Origin of the sequence: Dactylosporangium sp. NPDC049525 (assembly GCF_040676755.1) — a bacterium.
In the GTDB taxonomy this organism is placed as follows: Bacteria; Actinomycetota; Actinomycetes; order Mycobacteriales; family Micromonosporaceae; genus Dactylosporangium.
On sequence record NZ_JBFAPO010000007.1, the window covers coordinates 238722 to 255415 of the forward strand.

A 16694-nucleotide genomic window follows, 5' to 3' on the forward strand; every position below is an offset into this window, starting at 1 on the left:
CTGCGGCCGGGGATCCTTCGGCTTATTGGTGATGCAGCTGCGGCAGGACCTTGGCGCCGAACGCGTCGATGAACTCGTCCTGGTGCTGCCCGACGTGGTGCAGGTAGATCTGGTCGAAGCCAAGCTCCAGGTAGCCGTGCAGGATCTCGGCGTGCCGGCCGAGGTCGGCGCTCACGTGCACGGTCTTCGCCACCTGCTCGGGGGTTACGTCGCGGGAGACCACGTCGAAGTGTTCGGCCAGCTCCAGGTCCCAGCACACCGGCGGCGCGAAGATGTTGCTGCGCCACTGCTCGTGCGCGACCGCCAGGGCCTCCTCCTGCGTCGGTGCCCAGCTGACGTGCACCTGCAGGCACAGGTCGCCGCGGCCGCCGGCTTCGCGGTACGCGTCGATCATCCGGCGCAGGTGTTCGACCGGCTGGTTCACGGTGATGAGCCCGTCGGCCCACTGCCCGACCCAGCCGGCGGTCTCGACGCTGACGGCGGCGCCGATCAGCTTCACCGGCTCGTCCGGCCGGGTCCACAGCCGGGCCCGGTCGACGGTGACGAGGCCGTCGTGGCTGACCTCCTCACCGGCCAGCAGCGCCCGGATGACGTCGACGCACTCGCGGAGCCGGGCGTTGCGGACGTCCTTGCGGGGCCAGCCGCCGCCGGTGATGTGCTCGTTGCTGGCCTCGCCGGTGCCGAGCGCCGCCCAGAACCGCCCCGGGTACATCGCGGCGAGGGTCCCGATCGCCTGCGCGATGATCGCTGGGTGGTAGCGCTGCCCGGGCGCGTTGACGATCCCGAACGGCAGCTGCGTGGCCTGCAACGCCGCGCCGAGCCACGACCACGCGAACGCCGACTGCCCCTGCCGCTCGCTCCACGGCGAGAAGTGATCGGAGCACATGGCGGCGGTGAACCCGGCCGCCTCGGCCCGCCGCACCGCCGCCAGCAGCGCGGACGGATGGATCTGCTCGTGCGAGTTGTGCAACCCGAAGACCGTCATGGACTCCTCTTACCCAGCGGGCGCAGATCGGCCTCACACGGGTGCCGGGTTGAGGCGTGCGAAGCCCTCCTGGCGCTGGTACGGGAAGTGCGGGTACGGCGCGGTCCGTGCGCTGGCCGCGTCGAGGCGGGCGACCTGCTCGGGCGTGAGTGACCAGCCGACGGCGCCGAGGTTCTGGCGCAGCTGGGTCTCGTCGCGGGCGCCGATGACCACGGTGGCGACGGTGGGGCGGTGCAGCAGCCAGTTGATGGCGATCTGCGGCACGGCCCGGCCGGTCTCGGCGGCGACCTCGTCGAGGGCGTCGACGACGGTGTAGAGGTGCTCGTCGTCCACCGGCGGGCCGAACGCCGCGGTCTCGTGCAGGCGGCTGCCGGCCGGCGGCGGGGTGCCGCGGCGGATCCGGCCGGTGAGCCGGCCCCAGCCGAGCGGGCTCCACACGACGGCGCCGAGGCCCTGGTCGAGGGCGAGCGGCAGCAGGTCCCACTCGTAGTCGCGGCCGACGAGCGAGTAGTACACCTGGTGGGCGACGTACCGCGGGTGGCCGTGCCGGTCGGCGGCGGCCAGGGACTTCATGATCTGCCAGCCGGCGAAGTTGGAGACGCCGAGGTAGCGGACCTTGCCCGCGCGGACCAGGCCGTCCAGCGTCGACAGGACCTCCTCGACGGGGGTGCCGGCGTCGTAGGCGTGCAGCTGGAACAGGTCGATGTGGTCGGTGCCGAGGCGGCGCAGCGCGGCGTCGCAGGCGCGGATCAGCCGGGACCGGGACGAGCCTGCGTCTTCGGGGCCGTCGCCGGTCGGCAGGCTGGTCTTCGTGGACAGCAGGACCCGGTCGCGGCGGCCCTTGACCGCCTCGCCGAGGACCTCCTCGGAGGCGCCGGCGGAGTAGACGTCGGCGGTGTCGAACATCGTGACGCCGGCGTCGAGGCAGATGTCGACGAGCCGGCGGGCCCCGCGGGCGTCGGTGCTGCCCCAGGCGCCGAACAGCGGCCCGCTGCCGCCGAACGTGCCGGCGCCGAAGCTCAGCGCCGGGACCTTGAGCCCGGACGCGCCCAGTCTCCTGTACTCCATGACCGCTCCCCCTTAATGGTGCTGTGGTTCCGTTAGTGCTTCCGCTACGCTAGCACCGGCGGAACGCAAACGGAACTGGAGCACCGTTATGACGGGGAACACGCGGCCCGGTGGGCGCACCGCGCGGGTGCGCGGGGCGGTGCTGCGGGCGGCCGGGGACGCGCTCGCCGAGCACGGGCTGGCGGGCCTGGACCTCGCCGACGTGGCGCGGCGGGCGGTGGTGGGCAAGACGACCGTGTACCGCCGCTGGGGCACCGTCACCGGGCTGGTCGCCGACCTGCTGCTGGACATGGCCGAGCAGTCATTGCCGCGCACCGACACCGGCTCGCTCGCCGGGGACCTGCGCGCGAACGCCCGGCTGGTCCAGCGGACCCTGACCGACCCGCGGCAGGGCCCGCTGTTCAAGGCGGTCATCGCCGCCGCGACCTCGGACCCGCGGACCGCCGAGGCACTGCACGGCTTCTACCGCACCCGGATCCGCGAATGGGCGCCGTGCGTGGACCTCGCCGTCAAGCGCGGCGAGGTCCCGGCGGGCACCGACCCGGACGAGGTGATCCGAGCGGTGTCGGCGCCGCTGTACTACCGGCTGCTCGCCAGCGGCGACCCGGTCGACGAGGCCGCCGCCGACACGGCCGCGGCGGCGGCCACCACGGCCGCCCGAGCCGGCGTCTTCATCCGCCGCCCGCGCTGAAGCGCCAGACTGAAGCGCCAGACTGAAGCGCCAGACTGAAGCGCCGGGCCGAAGCGCCGGGGCGAAGCGCCGGGGCGAAGCGCCGGCCCAAGCGTTGCTGAGGCGGCCCGGCCGCGGCGCAGCGGTCACACAGAGGTCGGTGCCGGCGCGGACAGGCGCTCCGCGATCCACGGCGCGAACAGCGCCGACGGCGGGTCGACCAGCGAGGTCACCCGGATGAACGCCTCCGCCAGCTCGGCGTCGTGCACCGCGGCCAGCTGCAGCCGCCGCATCGGCTCCGACGGGCCCTCCACGTCGGCGCGGACCGCCAGGGTCCACGGCGCGTCGAGCAGCGCGGCCTGCGCGGCGAAGAACGCGGCCGGCTCGACCGACGTGCGCAGCGCGCCGGCGCACATCGCGGCGACCGACATGCCCTGGCCGTACACGGGGTTGAACGCACAGGCGGCGTCGCCCAGCACCAGCAGCCCCTCCGGCACCGTCGCCAACCGCTCGTAGCGGCGGCGGACATACGTCGGGTAGCGGAACGCGACGGCGTCGCCGACGGGGGTCGCTGCACGTACCACATCCGCCGTGGCAGACACGGGCAACGATTCGGCATAGGCGGTGAACCCCGCGAGGTCCGCCGGTGCCCGCTCGCCGTGCACACCGGCGAGGGTGACGAGGGCGCGGCCGCCTTCCAGGCGCTGCATCACCGCGCTGCGGTGCTGACCCGGGAAGCGGGCCGTGACCACGACGATGTCGCCGTCGAAGAGCTCGTCGGGCACGTCGAAGACCCGGGAGGTGTACGCGAGGTCGATGCGCACCTCCTCCTCCGCCGGCCCGGGCAGGCCGAGGTCGGCGAGCCAGCGCGGGGCGCGGGACCCGCGGCCGGTGGCGTCGACGACGAGGTCCGCGGGCATGACCCGGGAGCCGCCGCCGTGCAGGCTGGTGACCCGCGCGCCGGTGACCCGGCCGCCGCCGTCGTTCGCGCAGACGCCGACGACGTCGTGGCCGTCCAGGAGCGTCACGTTGGGCAGGGCGAGGGTGAGGTCGCGGATGGACCCCTCCAGCAGCGGCCGGCTCGCGGACAGCGCGGCCAGCCCGGTGTGCGCCTGCCGCAGCGGCAGGCCGTTGAGATACCAGCGGGTGTTGCCGAGGATGTCGCCCTGGTGCCCGCCGGCGGTGAGGACCCGCTCGGTGAACCCGGGCAGCAGCTCCTCCACGATCCGCCGGCCCTGCGGCTGCAGCCCGTGCACGTGCCTGCCCTGCGGCACGCCGCGCCGGTGCGCGCCGCCGGTGTCCTGCGGCAGGATGTCCCGTTCGACGACGGTGACGCTGGTGTAGCGCTGTGCCAGTGCGGCGGCCGCCATCATCCCGGCGACGCTGCCGCCGAGGACCACCGCGCGGTCCGAATGCTGATTCGACATGGGGTGTGTACCTCCTTGACGACCGACGATCCACCGGTCGCGCGGCGGCGTCTGTGTCGAAGGGCGCACGTGGAAGGACGGCTAGCCGACGTATCTGCGCGGCGGCGCCTTGCTCAACTGTGCGGGGTTGCGTCCGATATGACGAACATGCCGGACCAGCTCTACCTGCTCGGCAACGTCGTGATCATGGTGGCCTACGCGGCGATCATGGTGGCGATCGTCGTGCCGGTCTCGCGGGCCGGCCAGCTGCGCACGAACAAGCTCGCCGTGGCCACCGCATTGATCTTCTTCAGCTGCGCCGTCGGGCACGGGTTCCACGCGCTGCTGTCCTACCGGAACATCCTGCACCCCGGGCACGGCTCGCCGTCGGGCTGGTCGTGGTCGGCGGCGCTGTGGGACGCGTTCACCGCCGTCGTCGGCGTCTACTACTGGACGCTGCGGCGCGGGTACGGCGTCCTGCTCGACAAGGGTGCCATGTACGTCGATCCGTGGCGCCAGCACCGCCTCGCCGCCGCCGGGGAGCGGGAACGGGCCGCCCGCGCCGCCGCGGAGAACCACCGGGCCACCCTCGCCGCGGTCGTCCAGCACACCGCCGACGCCATCATCGGCTCCACCCCGGACGGCGTCATCACCGCGTGGAACGCCGGCGCCGAACGGCTGTTCGGCTGGACCGCCGACGAGGCGATCGGCCGGCACGCGTTCATCGTGACCGACGGCGGCGGCACCGGCGAGCAGGCGCAGCTGCTGGCCCGCATCCGCGCCGGCGAGCGGGGCCTGTCCTACGAGGCGCAGCGGGTGCACAAGGACGGCTCGCCGCTCGAGATCGCGTTCACCGTCGCCCCGATCGAGGACAGCGCCGGCACCGTCATCGGCATCTCCGTCGTCGCCCGCGACATCGCCGCGGCCAAGGAGGCCGCGGAGCGGCAGCGCGCCATGCAGGAGCGCACCCATCAGGCGCAACGGATGGAGAGCCTGGGCAAGCTCGCCGGCGGCGTCGCGCACGACTTCAACAACCTGCTCGCGATCATCGTCAACTACACCGACTTCGCCGTCGAGCAGAGCCACGGCGACGCCGCCGTGCGGGCCGACCTCGCCCACGTCCGCACCGCCGCCGACCGCGCGATCAACCTGACCCGGCAACTGCTCACGTTCACCCGCGGCGACGCCATCCAGCCGCAGGACGTCGACCTCAACGTCGCCGTCGCCGAGGTCCAGACCATGCTGGAGCGCACCATCGGCGAGCACATCACGCTCATCACGGTGCCGTCGGCGCGGCCGCTGACGGTGCGCGCCGACCCCGGCCAGATCCAGCAGGTGCTGCTGAACCTGGCGCTCAACGCGCGCGACGCCATGGCCGACGGCGGCACCCTGGTGATCGAGGTCAACACCGCCGAGCTCACCGGCGCCGAGCTGGAGATGCAACCCCAGCCGGCCGCCGGCCACTACGCCCGGCTGCTCGTCAGCGACACCGGCGAGGGCATGCCGCCGGACGTCGCGGCGCACGTCTTCGAACCCTTCTACACGACCAAACCGCGCGGCCAAGGGACCGGCCTCGGGCTGTCGACGGTCTACGGCATCCTCGCCGAGGCGGGCGGCAGCATCAACCTCTACACCGAGGCCGGCGTCGGCACCACGTTCCGGGTCTACCTCCCGCTCGTCACCGCGACCGGCGCCGCGCCCACCCCGGCACCCCGGCACGACAGGCCACCCCGCGGCGACGGTCGCACCGTCCTCGTGGTCGAGGACGAACCGGCGCTCGCCCGGGTCATCACCCGCATCCTCGGCAACGCCGGCTACCACGTCATGTCCGCCGCGAACGGCGAGGAGGCCCTGACCGCCGACGAGCAGCGCCCCTGCGACGTCCTGCTCACCGACGTCATCATGCCCGGCATGTCCGGCCGGCGGCTCGCCGAGTGCCTGCACGAACGCCGCCCCGACCTGCCGGTGCTCTACATGTCCGGGTACAGCAACGGGCTGCTGGGCACGACCCACATCCTCGACGAGGACATCGCGTTCCTGGAGAAGCCGTTCACCGCCGACCAGCTGCTGTGCAAGGTCTACGACGTGCTGGCCGCCACCGCCGACCTCGACGACGCCCCGGTCGCCACCTGACCGCCGCTACCGGTGCCGCGGCGGCCCGCGGGCTCAGCTCGCCGCCGGCCCGTGGACCGCCGCGATCGCGGCGTGCGACCGGTGCGTGCCGTCGCTCGGGCGGTGCTGGCGCTCGACCTCCGTGAAGCCGGCCCGCGCCAACCGCTCGGAGAGCTCGTCAGGGGGCCAGCGGTAGGCCGTCACGACCTTGTGCTCGAACCCGGCGAGCTCGTCGCCGTCGAAGAAGCCGACCACCAGCCTGCCGCCCGGGGCGATCACCCGCCGGAACTCGGCGAGGACGCCGTCGAGGTCCTGCGGCTGGAAATGGATCAGCGAGTACCAGGCCAGGATGCCGGCGATCGCACCGTCCTCGACGTCGAGGTGCCGCATCGACCCGAGGTGGTAGGTGCCGTCCGGGTGGGCCGCCTTCGCATGGGCGATGAACTCGGGGACCAGGTCGATCCCCGCCGCGTCGACACCCAGCGACCGCAGGTAGCCGGTGATCTGGCCGGGCCCGCAGCCGAGGTCGAGGACCTTGCCGGGCCGGATCGACAGGTGCCGCCCGATGAAGGCGAGGTCGTCGGCATGGACCTGCTGGCTGGTGCCGAACAGTTCGATGTAGAGATCTGCGACGGAGGTGTATGCGTCCCGAATCTGCTCCACGTTCACCGCGCCACCCTAAGGGCTCCCGGATCCCGCGCCGGCACAAGGCCCCGGCTTCTCAGGACAGCCAGCCGGGGCGTACCAGGCCGGCCTCATAGGCGAACACGACCAGCTGCGCGCGGTCACGGGCGCCGAGCTTGACCATCGCGCGCGACACGTGGGTCTTGGCCGTGGCGGGGCTGAGCGTCAGCCGGGCGGCGATCTCATCGTTGCTCAGGCCGGTGCCGGCGAGGGCGACCACCTCCCGCTCCCGGTTGGTGAGCTCGGCCAGCTTCCGCGACGGCGCCGGGGCGGCGGTGCGGGCCGCGAACTGCTCGATCACGCGGCGGGTGACGCTCGGCGACAGCAGGCCGTCGCCGGCGGCCACGACCCGCACGCCGTGGATGAGCTCGGCCGGCATGGTGTGCTTGACCAGGAAGCCGGCGGCGCCGGCCCGCAGCGCCTCGGCGACGTACTCGTCCAGCTCGAACGTGGTGAGCACGACGATGCGGACCGCGGCCAGCTCCGGGTCGGCGGCGATCTGGCGGGTGGCGGCCAGGCCGTCGACGCCCGGCATGCGGATGTCCATCAGCACCAGGTCCGGGCGGGCCTGCCGGGCCAGCCGGACCGCGTGCGCGCCGTCGCTCGCCTCCCCCACCACCTCGATGTCCGGTTCGGCGTCCAGCAGTGCCCGGAAGCCGGCGCGGACCAGCGCCTGGTCGTCGGCGAGGACCACCCGGATCACTGCGACACCCCCGGCGCCGCGGGCAGGCTGGCGTCGACCCGCCATCCGCCGCCGGGCGCGGGGCCGGCGGTCAGCGAACCGCCCAGGGCCGCGGCCCGCTCGCGCATGCCGGTGATCCCGTTGCCCGGCGGTGCGGGGTCCGCCGGTTGCCGCGCCCCGCCGTCGTCGTCGATCCTGATCACCAGGGTCTGCGGCAGGTATTCGATCGTGATGCCGGCGGTGGCGCCGGGGCCCGCGTGGCGGCGCACGTTGGTCAGTGCCTCCTGGATGATGCGGTACGCGGCCCGGTCGATCTCGGCCGGTAGCCGCCGGGGTTCGCCGTCGATGGCGGTGCGGACCGGAAGGCCGGCGTCGGCGGTCAGCCCGTCGAGCCGGTCCAGCCCTGGCGCCGGGGCCCGTGGGGCGGCCTCGCCGGCCGGGTGCAGGGTGTTGAGGACCGACTGGACCTCGCGCAGCGCCTCGGCGCTGGTCTGCTGGATCGTGTCGAGCGCGATCCTGGCCTGTTCGGGGTCGCGGTCCATCAGGTGCCGCCCGACACCGGCCCGGATGTTGATCAGCGAGAGGTGGTGACCGACCACGTCGTGCAGCTCGGCGGCGATGCGCAGCCGCTCCTCGCTGGCCTGCCGCCGCTGCCGCTCCTCGGCCAGCCGCCGCTGCTCCTGCGCCGCCTGCCGGAGTGCCCGGGCGGCCGGGGTGGCGAGCTCGGTGAGCGCGTACCCGCCGGCGACGAGCGCCGCCGCGATCAGGGCCCGGTTGAGCGTGGGGGCGGTGAGCGCCGCCCACAGCCCATAGCCACCGCACATGGCCGCCCAGACCAGCCGGCGGTGCCCGGCGCTGATCGCCGCCGACGCCGCGATCGTCGGTGCGAGAAACGTCAGCGCCGGCGGGAGGCCCAGGACGTGGTACGCCGTGATCGCCGCCGCCACGATGACGAAGTTGCGCCGGGGAAAGCGGTGCCGGTCGGCCAGCGCCAGGCCGCTGAGGACCAGCAGCACGTATCCGACGACACCGACGTCGGCCGGGTGCCCGCGGGCCACGATCGCGGTGCCGGCGCCCTGCACCAGCGCGGTCAGCAGCGCCAGGCCGGGGTGTGACATCGACCCCGGGCGCAGACGTGATGAGGTCATGACAGCACTGTAGGCGTGCGGCACCGCGGTGGGCGCCTCCCCGCGGAGGCGGTCCGTCTACTCCCCCGGTAGTAGATCCGGCGGGTTCTACCACCCGGGGAGCAGTCCGAACGCCTCCGCCGGCGTGACGTGACGGGACCGGCGGCGCCCACATGCTGCACGGCATGACAACAATCAACACGATCGACGCCTCGCAACGCCGTGCCGCACGGGTGGTCGGAGGCCTGTACCTGCTGCTCATGGCCAGCGGGGTGTTCGCACAGATCTACGCCCCGGGCAGCCTGCCGGGCAGTGAAGTCACCGCCGACAGCGTGCGGGACGTCGCGGACCACGCGCAGTTGCTCCGGCTGGGCGCCGCGGTCGAGACCCTGACATTCGCCGGCGACGCGGTCCTCGCGGTGGCCTACTACGTGCTGCTGCGCAACGTGAGCCGGGGCCTCGCCATGCTCGGCGCCTTCTGGCGGCTCGCCCAGGTCGCCATCCTCACCGCGTACACGCTGTGCACGATCGTGGCGGTGGAGCTGGCGACCAGCCAGGCGTTCAGCACCGAGCAGGCCGCGGCCATGGTCCAGCTGGTGACCGGCGCGCACAACGTGGGCTACGCGATCGGCTTCGTCTTCATGGGACTCGGTTCGATGGTCTTCAGCTACCTGCTCCTGCGGTCCCGGTACGTGCCGCGGTGGCTGGCGGGGCTGGGCGTCGTCGCCTCCGCGCTGCTGGCGACGGGCGGCCTGGTCACCATCGCCTTCCCGGAGGCGACGTCGCTCGTCAACCCGGCCATGTTCGCGCCGATGTTCGTCTTCGAGGTGACCACCGGCCTGTGGCTGCTGATCCGCGGCGTGCGGCCACCTCAGCGGGAGGCCAGCGCGTCCTGGGCGACGTCGGCGGCCTGAACGTCGGCGGGGGCACGCGGCAGCGTGAACACGAACCGGGCGCCGTCGTGGTAGGTGTCGTCGAGCCGGATCGTGCCACCGTGGAACTCGACCACCTTCTTGCACACCGCCAGCCCGATGCCGGTGCCGGTGTAGGTCTCCCGGGAGTGCAGCCGCTGGAAGATGACGAAGATCTTGTCGGCGAACCGGGGGTCGATACCGATGCCGTTGTCCTCGACGCTGAACTGCCACATCCCGCCGGCCTCCTCGACCGCGATCCGCACGACCGGGTCGCGGTCCGGGTGGCGGAACTTGATGGCGTTGCTGAACAGGTTCTGCCACAGCATCGTCAGCAGGGTCACGTCGCCGGGGATCGTCGGCAGCGGCGGGCGCTCGATCCGGGCCCGGCGCTCGGTGATCGCGCCGGCGAGGTTCGCCTCGGCCTGTGCGGTCACCTCGTCGAGGTCGACGGAGCGGCTGTCGTCATACACGCGGCCGATGCGGGAGAAGGTCAGCAGGTCCGTGATGAGCCGCTGCATGCGGGTGGCGCCGTCGACGGCGAACGCGATGTACTGCCGGGCCCGGTCGTCGAGCTGGTCGCTGTAGCGGCGCTGCAACATCTGGCAGAACGAGGCGACCTTGCGCAGCGGCTCCTGCAGGTCGTGCGAGGCGACGTAGGCGAACTGCTCCAGGTCCGCGTTCGAGCGGCGCAGCTCCAGCTGCTGCTGCTCGAGCGCGGCCCGCGCCTGCTGGCTGGCGGTGAACGCGTCCACGATCCGCTGGCGCATCGTCTCCACGTCGCCGGTCAGCCGGGCCAGGTCGGCGGGGCCCTGCACGGCGAGGCGGTGGTCGAAGTCCCCGCCGGCGACCCGGCGCACGCCCGCGCTCAGCCGGTCGAGGGGCTCCAGCACCACCAGGCGCAGCAGCACCGCGATCACGATGATGAACAGCAGCAGGAACCCGGCCATGCCGACGAACACGCTGTCGCGCAGCCGGCGGGCCGCGTCGAGGTCCGCGCGGGCATGTTCCCGCACGCCGTCGAGGTGCCCGTCAAGGGTCGCGATCCGGGCGCGAACCGCGTCGAACGCCACCTTGCCGGTCAGCACCGCGTCGAGCGCGGTCGCGGCGTCGCCACCGCGGCGGCGGGTCTCGATCGACGGGTCCGCCACGGTGGTCCGCCAGTCGCGGGCCTGCGCCTCGACCCGGTCGAGGTCGGCGAGGGGGACCGGCTCGCCGGCCAGCAGCTGCCGGATGCCGGCCAGCAGCGTGCGTTCGTCGGTGACGCCCTGCGAATACGGCTCCAGGAACCGCTCGTCGCCGCTGAGCAGATAGCCCCGCACGCCGGTCTCCTGGTCGACGAGCGCGGCGGTGAGCTCCACCACGGCCGTGCGTGCCGGGGAGATCCGGTCGCTGAGCCGGTTGGACACCCCCGAGGTGTGTGCCAGGATCGCCGCGCCGACGACCGTGCCGGCCAGGACCAGGACCACCATCGCGATCAGGACCGACGCGAACCACCGTTGTGTGCTCCACCGGTGCCGCAGCCGGGCGGGCGGGTATGCATCCGTGCCAGTCACAGCAGCACGGTACGCGATCAGCGGCGGCACCGCCCGCCAGGCCGCGGCCCGTCAGCCGCCCCAGGGATTGCGGGGGTTGAAGTGCGACGCCTCGCCGAGCTCCTGGAACAGCCGGCGTTCCGCCTCGGTCAACGTCGGCGGCACCATGATCTTCACCTCGGCGTACAGGTCGCCGGGGTTGCCGCGTGGGTTTGGCAGGCCACGCCCGCGCAGCCGAAGCCGGCGCCCGGACGATGTCCCCGGCGGCACGTCGACGCGGACCGGCCCGCCGGGCGTCTCGAGGGGCACCGGCGCGCCGAGGGCCGCCTCCCAGGCTGACACCGGCAGGTCGAGCACGACGTTGCGGCCCTCGACCCGGAACCGCGGGTGCGGGGCGAGGTGGACGACCAGGTACAGGTCGCCCGGTGGGCCGCCCGCCACGCCGGGGTTGCCCTGGCCGGCGAGGCGGATCCGCTGCCCCTCGATGACCCCGGCCGGGATGTTCACGTCGTAGCGGCGGGGACGGCCGTCAGGCCCCGGCAGGGTCACCTGGCGCCGGCCGCCGCGGAAGGCGTCCTCGACGCCGATCGTGATCCCGGCCTGGGTGTCGGCGCCGGGGACCGGCCCCGCCGCGTGCCGCCCGCCGAACATGCTGCCGAGCAGGTCCTCCAGGTCGACGTCGATGCCCGGCCCGCGCCCGGCCGACCCCGGAAAGCCGGCACCGGATCCCCGGAAGCCGGCCCCCCGGAAGCCGCCGCCCGGCACGCCGGCACCGGAGAAGCCGGAGCCTGGGCCGCCGGCTCCGGCGCCGGCCCGCGCGAAGTCGTCCGGCACCTGGCGCCACTTGCTGCCGAACCGGTCGTATCTGGCGCGGCGCTCCGGGTCGGACAGCACGTGGTACGCCTCGTTGATCTCCTTGAAGCGCTCCTCCGCGCCGGGTTCCTTGTTGATGTCGGGGTGCTGCCGGCGGGCCAGGGTCCGGTAGGCGCGCTGGATCTCCTCCGGTTTCGCGTCCCTGGCCACGCCGAGCACCTGGTACGGGTCGCGGGTCTCAGCCACCGTCCGGACCCGCTTCCTGGACGATCGCCAGGTCGGACGGCGCGCTCACCGCCACCACGGCCGGGCGGAGCAGCCGTTCGCCGTCGCCGTACCCGGGACGCAGCACCCGCACCACGGTGCCCGGCGGTGCGTCGCTGTCGCGGATGACCTCGGCCGCCTCGTGCCGCACCGGGTCGAACGGCTCGCCGACCTCGCCGACGGGCTGGAACCCGAGCCGCGCCAGGACACCCAGCGCCTGGTCCCGCACGCCGGCGACGCCCTCGACGATGGTGCGCGGGTCGGCGTCGCCGTGCCGCAGCGCCAGGTCAAGATTGTCCAGCACCGGCAGCCACGCGGCGGACACCGCGAGCCGCTCCTCCTGGCGCTGCCGCGCCGCCTGCCGGTCGGCCCACTTGCGGGTGTTCTCCACGTCGGCGGCGGCCCGGTGCCAGCGTTCGGTGAGCTCGGCTACGTCCGCGGTCTCCTCAGGGGCCGCATGCTCCTGCGCCATGGCGTCACCCGGTGTTGAAGTCGGCGTCGATGACGTCGTCGGCGTCCTGCGGCTGCGCGGCCCGCGCCTGTCCGGCCTGGCTGCCGCCGCTGCTCAGGGCCATGGTCATCTGCCGCACGTCCTCCGTCAGCTGCCGTAGCCGCGGTGTCGGCGTCTGTTCCTTCACCGCCTGCCGGGCCTCCTCGATGAGCATCGTGGCGCGGGCCCGCTCGTGCTCCGGCACCTCGCCGCGATCCTGCAGGCCACGTTCCAGTTGGTACGAGGCGCTGTCGAGCTCGTTGCTGGCGTCGACCCGCTGGCGGATCTGCTGGTCCTGGGCCCGGTTCTCCTCCGCCTCGCGGACCATCCGCTCCACGTCGGCGGCATCGAGGGTGCCGCTCTCGGTGATGGTGATCTGCTGCTCCGCGCCGGTGTCCTTGTCCTTCGCGGACACGTTGAGGATGCCGTTGGCGTCGACGTCGAAGGTCACCTCGACCTGCGGGGTGCCGCGCGGGGCGGGCCTGATGTTCTCCAGCCGCATGCGGCCCAGGACCCGGTTGTCGGCGGCGCGTTCCCGTTCGCCCTGCAGCGCGACGACGTCGACGGCCGGCTGGTTGTCCTCGGCGGTGGAGAACGTCTCGGCCCGCCGGGTCGGGATCGTCGTGTTCCGGTCGATGATCTTCGTCATCAGCCCGCCGAGGGTCTCCACGCCCAACGACAGCGGCGTGACGTCGAGCAGGACGACATCCTGCACGTCGCCCTTGAGCACCCCGGCCTGGATGGCGGCGCCGAGCGCGACGACCTCGTCGGGGTTGACGCTCATGTTCGGTTCCTTGCCGCCAGTGAGGCGGCGCACCAGGTTCTGCACGGCCGGCATGCGGGTCGCCCCACCCACGAGGATCACCTCGTCGAGGTCGCCGGCGGAAACCTTCGCGTCCTGCATCGCCTGCTTGACCGGCGCCATCGTCCGCTCCAGCAGGTCGTGGGTCAGCTCCTCGAACGTCGAGCGGGTCAGCGTCATCGTGAGGTGCTTGGGCCCGGTCGCGTCGGCGGTGATGAACGGCAGGTTCACCTGCGTCTGCGTCACCGACGACAGCTCGACCTTGGCGCGTTCGGCGGCCTCGGTGAGCCGCTGCAGCGCCTGCGGGTCGGTGCGCACGTCGATGCCCGTCTCCCGCTGGAACTGCCCGGCGATGTGCTCGACGAGGCGGTGGTCGAAGTTGTCGCCGCCGAGGTGCGTGTCGCCGGACGTCGCCCGGACCTCGACGACCCCGTCGCCGACGTCGAGGATGCTGACGTCGAAGGTGCCGCCGCCGAGGTCGAACACGAGGACCGTCTCGTGGCCCTTCTTGTCCAGCCCGTACGCCAGGGCCGCCGCCGTCGGCTCGTTGATGATCCGCAGCACGTTCAGCCCGGCGATCTTCCCCGCGTCCTTGGTCGCCTGGCGCTGCGCGTCGTTGAAGTACGCCGGGACCGTGACGACCGCCTCGGTCACCTTCTCGCCGAGGTGCTTCGCGGCGTCGTCGGCGAGCTTGCGCAGGATCTGCGCGGACACCTCCTCCGGCGACAGCAGCTTGTCGTGCACGTCGAAGCGCACCATGCCGTCGGGCCCGGAGACCACGTTGTAGGTGACGCCCTGGGTCTCCTCGCCCACCTCGTCGAACCTGCGGCCGATGAAACGCTTCGCGGAGGTGATCGTGCCCTTCGGGTTGAGCACCGCCTGCCTGCGGGCGAGCTGCCCGACGAGCCGTTCGCCACTGTCGGTGTACGCGACCACGGACGGCGTGGTCCTGCTGCCCTCCGCGTTGGGCAGGACGGTCGGCCGTCCACCCTCGAACGCGGCGATCACGGAGTTGGTCGTGCCGAGGTCGATTCCCACAGCGCGTGCCATGCGCGTCTCCTCTCGAGCCCTTCAGCTGGCATGCCGCCTCCAAGGCTCACCGCGCCGCCACGGCCGTGTCTCACCCGGTCGGAGTGACCGCGCCGGGCGGCGGTCCGGCCGCCGCCCGGCAGGTCCTGGTCAGATCCCGGCGCCTCAGATCCTGGCGCCGGCGTCCGCGCCGTTGGCCGGGCGCAGGAACGGCGACGACGCGATCGCGCCCGACGACGTCCGCGGGCCCGTGATGACCGTGGCGTCGGTGCTCTGCAGCGTCCACGTGCCGCCGAGGTCCCAGGAGTTGCCGCTCCCCGTGGAGCTGCCCATCGACACCTGGACCCGGTTGGCGACGGCGAGGTTCGCCGTCACGGTCGCGGCGGCGTCGGCGACGTCGAAGCCGGTGCCGCCGTTGCGCCAGGCCGTGTTGTGATCGAGGCGCAGCTGGCCGGGGTTGGCGTTGTCGATGAAGCCGCCCTGCGCGTTGTCGAACGCGATGCTGTTGCGCACGACGTGCCCGGCGGGCAGGTCCACGTCGCCGCCGCCGAGCTTGAAGCCGTTGCCGTCGCCGGCGAAGTCGGGAAAGTTCCACCGGTTGACGCCGTTGCCCCACGCGACCGACGACTCGATCGTGACCGGCGACAGGAACTCCCAGGCGTCGAACCCATCGTCGACGTTGTTCCACAGCCGGGCGCCGCGCACCACGTTGCCGGTGCCGGATCCCTCCTTGATGGCCAGGCCGTCGGCGCTCTCGCCGTTCTTGCGTGGGTCGTGGTTGCCGTAGCTGTCCAGGTTCAGGATCTGGTTGTGGCTGGAGGCGCCCTGGATGTGCAGGCCGCTCTCGTAGTTGTCGCGGGTGGTCAGCCGGTCGAAGACGTTGTTGCCGCAGTCCCGGCAGAAGATGCCGTAGGGACCGTGCGCGATCTCGATGCCGCTGATGCGCCAGTAGGACGCCTCGATGTGGATGGCGCCGCGCTCCGCGTTGGGGATGCTGGCGTCCAGTGGTGCCGGCGTGTGCGGCATTTCCTCCGCGTCCAGCAGCACGTGCTCGCCGGCGTGGTTCGTGATGGTGTACGGCGCGGCCGCGGTGCCGCTCTTCGTCAGCTGGATGTTGCTCGTGGGCGTGTACGTTCCACCACGCAGCGCGATCGTGGTGCCCGGGCGGGCGAGGTCGACGGCGCGCTGGATGGTGCGCAGCGGCGCGGCGAGCGTGCCGGCCGCGGCGTCGTTGCCATTCGGTGCCACGTACAGCGTGCTGCCGGCCGGGCCTGAAGAGGCGCTGGGGCTCGCCGGCCCGCTGGGACTGGGACTGCCCGACGCGCTCGGCGGCGTGCCCGGCCCGCTCTGCGCGGTGACGTCGTCGAAGTCGGCCGACGCGCGGAACGTCTGCACGCCGAGCCGCCCCGTCGCCGACTGGCTCGGGCCGCTGCCGACGAGCGCGCCGTCGACGTAGCCGCGCACGGTCGGGCCGGACTCCTCCAGCCGCAGCGTGTACCAGCGTCCGGTGCTCACCGGCAGGCTCACCGAGCCGAGCACGGTGACCGCCCCGGAGCGCACCGCCTGCAGTTCGGCCCGGTTGCCGCTGAGCAGCACGACCCGGTCGTAGCTGGTGGAGCCGCCCGAGCGGGCGGCGAGCCCGGCGAACCGGTCGGCGCCGGTGCCGTCGAACGCGAGCGGCCGCACCCTGGCCTCGGCGGTGTAGTCGCTCCAGCCGGTCTGGCCGGCGAACGCGCGGGACAGGTCACCGGCGGCCTTGGACTGCCGGTAGACGCCGGAGCCGTCGGTGACGACCGACCACGTGCCGCCGGACTTCGACCAGCCGTTGGCGTTGCCGTCGTTGAAGTCGTCGGCGAACAGGGTGGCCGCGAACGCGAGCGGCCCGAACACGACGGCGGCGGTGGTGCACAGGACGGCCGCGGCGGCCAGGAACGGCCAGCGGCGGCGGGTTTGCTGGGTGTCCACGAGAGAAACTCCACGGGTGGCGACGGGCGCGCGCCCGGGGTGGACGGCCGGAGACTGGGCGGGTCTGCCGTCGACACGCGAGGAAAGCGTATTCCTGCCGCACACCGTAGCCACCGCCTCGCAAAGGGTCAACCACGGGCGCGGGCGCCTC

Annotated in this window: 14 protein-coding genes; 3 read left to right on the forward strand and 11 right to left on the reverse strand. The window is 73.2% G+C overall.

From position 1 onward, the window contains the following. Positions 1-22: 22 nt before the first annotated feature. Positions 23-985 carry a TIGR03885 family FMN-dependent LLM class oxidoreductase gene (locus tag AB0K00_RS14375; RefSeq protein ID WP_363520278.1) on the reverse strand — a complete coding sequence of 321 codons (963 nt, stop codon included), beginning with the start codon at positions 983-985 and terminating at the stop codon, positions 23-25. A 33-nt stretch (positions 986-1018) separates the two neighbouring features. Next, positions 1019-2053 carry an aldo/keto reductase gene (locus AB0K00_RS14380; RefSeq protein WP_363520281.1) on the reverse strand — a complete coding sequence of 345 codons (1035 nt, stop codon included), beginning with the start codon at positions 2051-2053 and terminating at the stop codon, positions 1019-1021. An 88-nt stretch (positions 2054-2141) separates the two neighbouring features. On the opposite strand from AB0K00_RS14380, the gene AB0K00_RS14385 reads away from it, so the two are divergent. Further along, complete coding sequence (locus AB0K00_RS14385) at positions 2142-2744, forward strand: TetR/AcrR family transcriptional regulator C-terminal ligand-binding domain-containing protein (RefSeq protein ID WP_363520284.1); 603 nt, start codon at positions 2142-2144, stop codon at positions 2742-2744. 125 nt (positions 2745-2869) lie between these two features. Here the strand turns inward: AB0K00_RS14385 and AB0K00_RS14390 are convergent, their stop codons facing one another. After that, positions 2870-4150, reverse strand: a complete 1281-nt coding sequence (locus AB0K00_RS14390; protein ID WP_363520287.1) for an FAD-dependent oxidoreductase — start codon at positions 4148-4150, stop codon at positions 2870-2872. A 138-nt stretch (positions 4151-4288) separates the two neighbouring features. Here AB0K00_RS14390 and AB0K00_RS14395 point away from each other — a divergent pair, with 138 nt between their 5' ends. Next, the gene (locus AB0K00_RS14395) at positions 4289-6262 is read left to right on the forward strand and encodes an ATP-binding protein (protein WP_363520290.1); all 1974 of its coding nucleotides are present in this window, start codon (positions 4289-4291) and stop codon (positions 6260-6262) included. A gap of 33 nt (positions 6263-6295) precedes the next feature. Here AB0K00_RS14395 and AB0K00_RS14400 read toward each other — a convergent pair whose 3' ends face one another. The 3 genes from AB0K00_RS14400 to AB0K00_RS14410 are packed head-to-tail and all read right to left on the reverse strand — an operon-like array spanning position 6296 to position 8755. Then, a complete protein-coding gene (locus tag AB0K00_RS14400) occupies positions 6296-6910 on the reverse strand; it encodes a methyltransferase domain-containing protein (protein ID WP_363520292.1) in 615 nt (204 codons plus the stop codon). Positions 6911-6962: 52 nt separating this feature from the next. Then, the gene (locus AB0K00_RS14405; RefSeq protein WP_363520295.1) at positions 6963-7628 is read right to left on the reverse strand and encodes a response regulator transcription factor; all 666 of its coding nucleotides are present in this window, start codon (positions 7626-7628) and stop codon (positions 6963-6965) included. Beyond that, positions 7625-8755, reverse strand: coding sequence for a sensor histidine kinase (locus AB0K00_RS14410; protein ID WP_363520298.1), 1131 nt, complete (start codon positions 8753-8755; stop codon positions 7625-7627). The genes AB0K00_RS14405 and AB0K00_RS14410 overlap by 4 nt, the downstream gene beginning before the upstream one ends. Before the next feature lie 164 nt (positions 8756-8919). Here AB0K00_RS14410 and AB0K00_RS14415 point away from each other — a divergent pair, with 164 nt between their 5' ends. After that, positions 8920-9648, forward strand: a complete 729-nt coding sequence (locus tag AB0K00_RS14415; protein ID WP_363520301.1) for a DUF4386 domain-containing protein — start codon at positions 8920-8922, stop codon at positions 9646-9648. Here the strand turns inward: AB0K00_RS14415 and AB0K00_RS14420 are convergent. From AB0K00_RS14420 to AB0K00_RS14440, 5 genes are all read right to left on the reverse strand, one after another. Next, positions 9606-11201 carry a CHASE3 domain-containing protein gene (locus AB0K00_RS14420; RefSeq protein WP_363520304.1) on the reverse strand — a complete coding sequence of 532 codons (1596 nt, stop codon included), beginning with the start codon at positions 11199-11201 and terminating at the stop codon, positions 9606-9608. The two genes, AB0K00_RS14415 and AB0K00_RS14420, sit on opposite strands and share 43 nt — an antisense overlap. A gap of 51 nt (positions 11202-11252) precedes the next feature. Beyond that, complete coding sequence (locus AB0K00_RS14425) at positions 11253-12239, reverse strand: DnaJ C-terminal domain-containing protein (protein WP_363520307.1); 987 nt, start codon at positions 12237-12239, stop codon at positions 11253-11255. Beyond that, on the reverse strand, positions 12232-12729 hold the full coding sequence (locus tag AB0K00_RS14430) for a nucleotide exchange factor GrpE (RefSeq protein ID WP_363520310.1): 498 nt from the start codon (positions 12727-12729) through the stop codon (positions 12232-12234). Before AB0K00_RS14430 ends, AB0K00_RS14425 begins: the two co-directional genes overlap by 8 nt. Before the next feature lie 4 nt (positions 12730-12733). Then, positions 12734-14599 (reverse strand): molecular chaperone DnaK, encoded by a 1866-nt coding sequence (gene dnaK / locus AB0K00_RS14435; RefSeq protein ID WP_363520313.1) that lies wholly within the window; start codon positions 14597-14599, stop codon positions 12734-12736. A 144-nt stretch (positions 14600-14743) separates the two neighbouring features. Next, positions 14744-16543, reverse strand: a complete 1800-nt coding sequence (locus AB0K00_RS14440; RefSeq protein ID WP_363520316.1) for a right-handed parallel beta-helix repeat-containing protein — start codon at positions 16541-16543, stop codon at positions 14744-14746. Between the last annotated feature and the right edge of the window lie 151 nt (positions 16544-16694).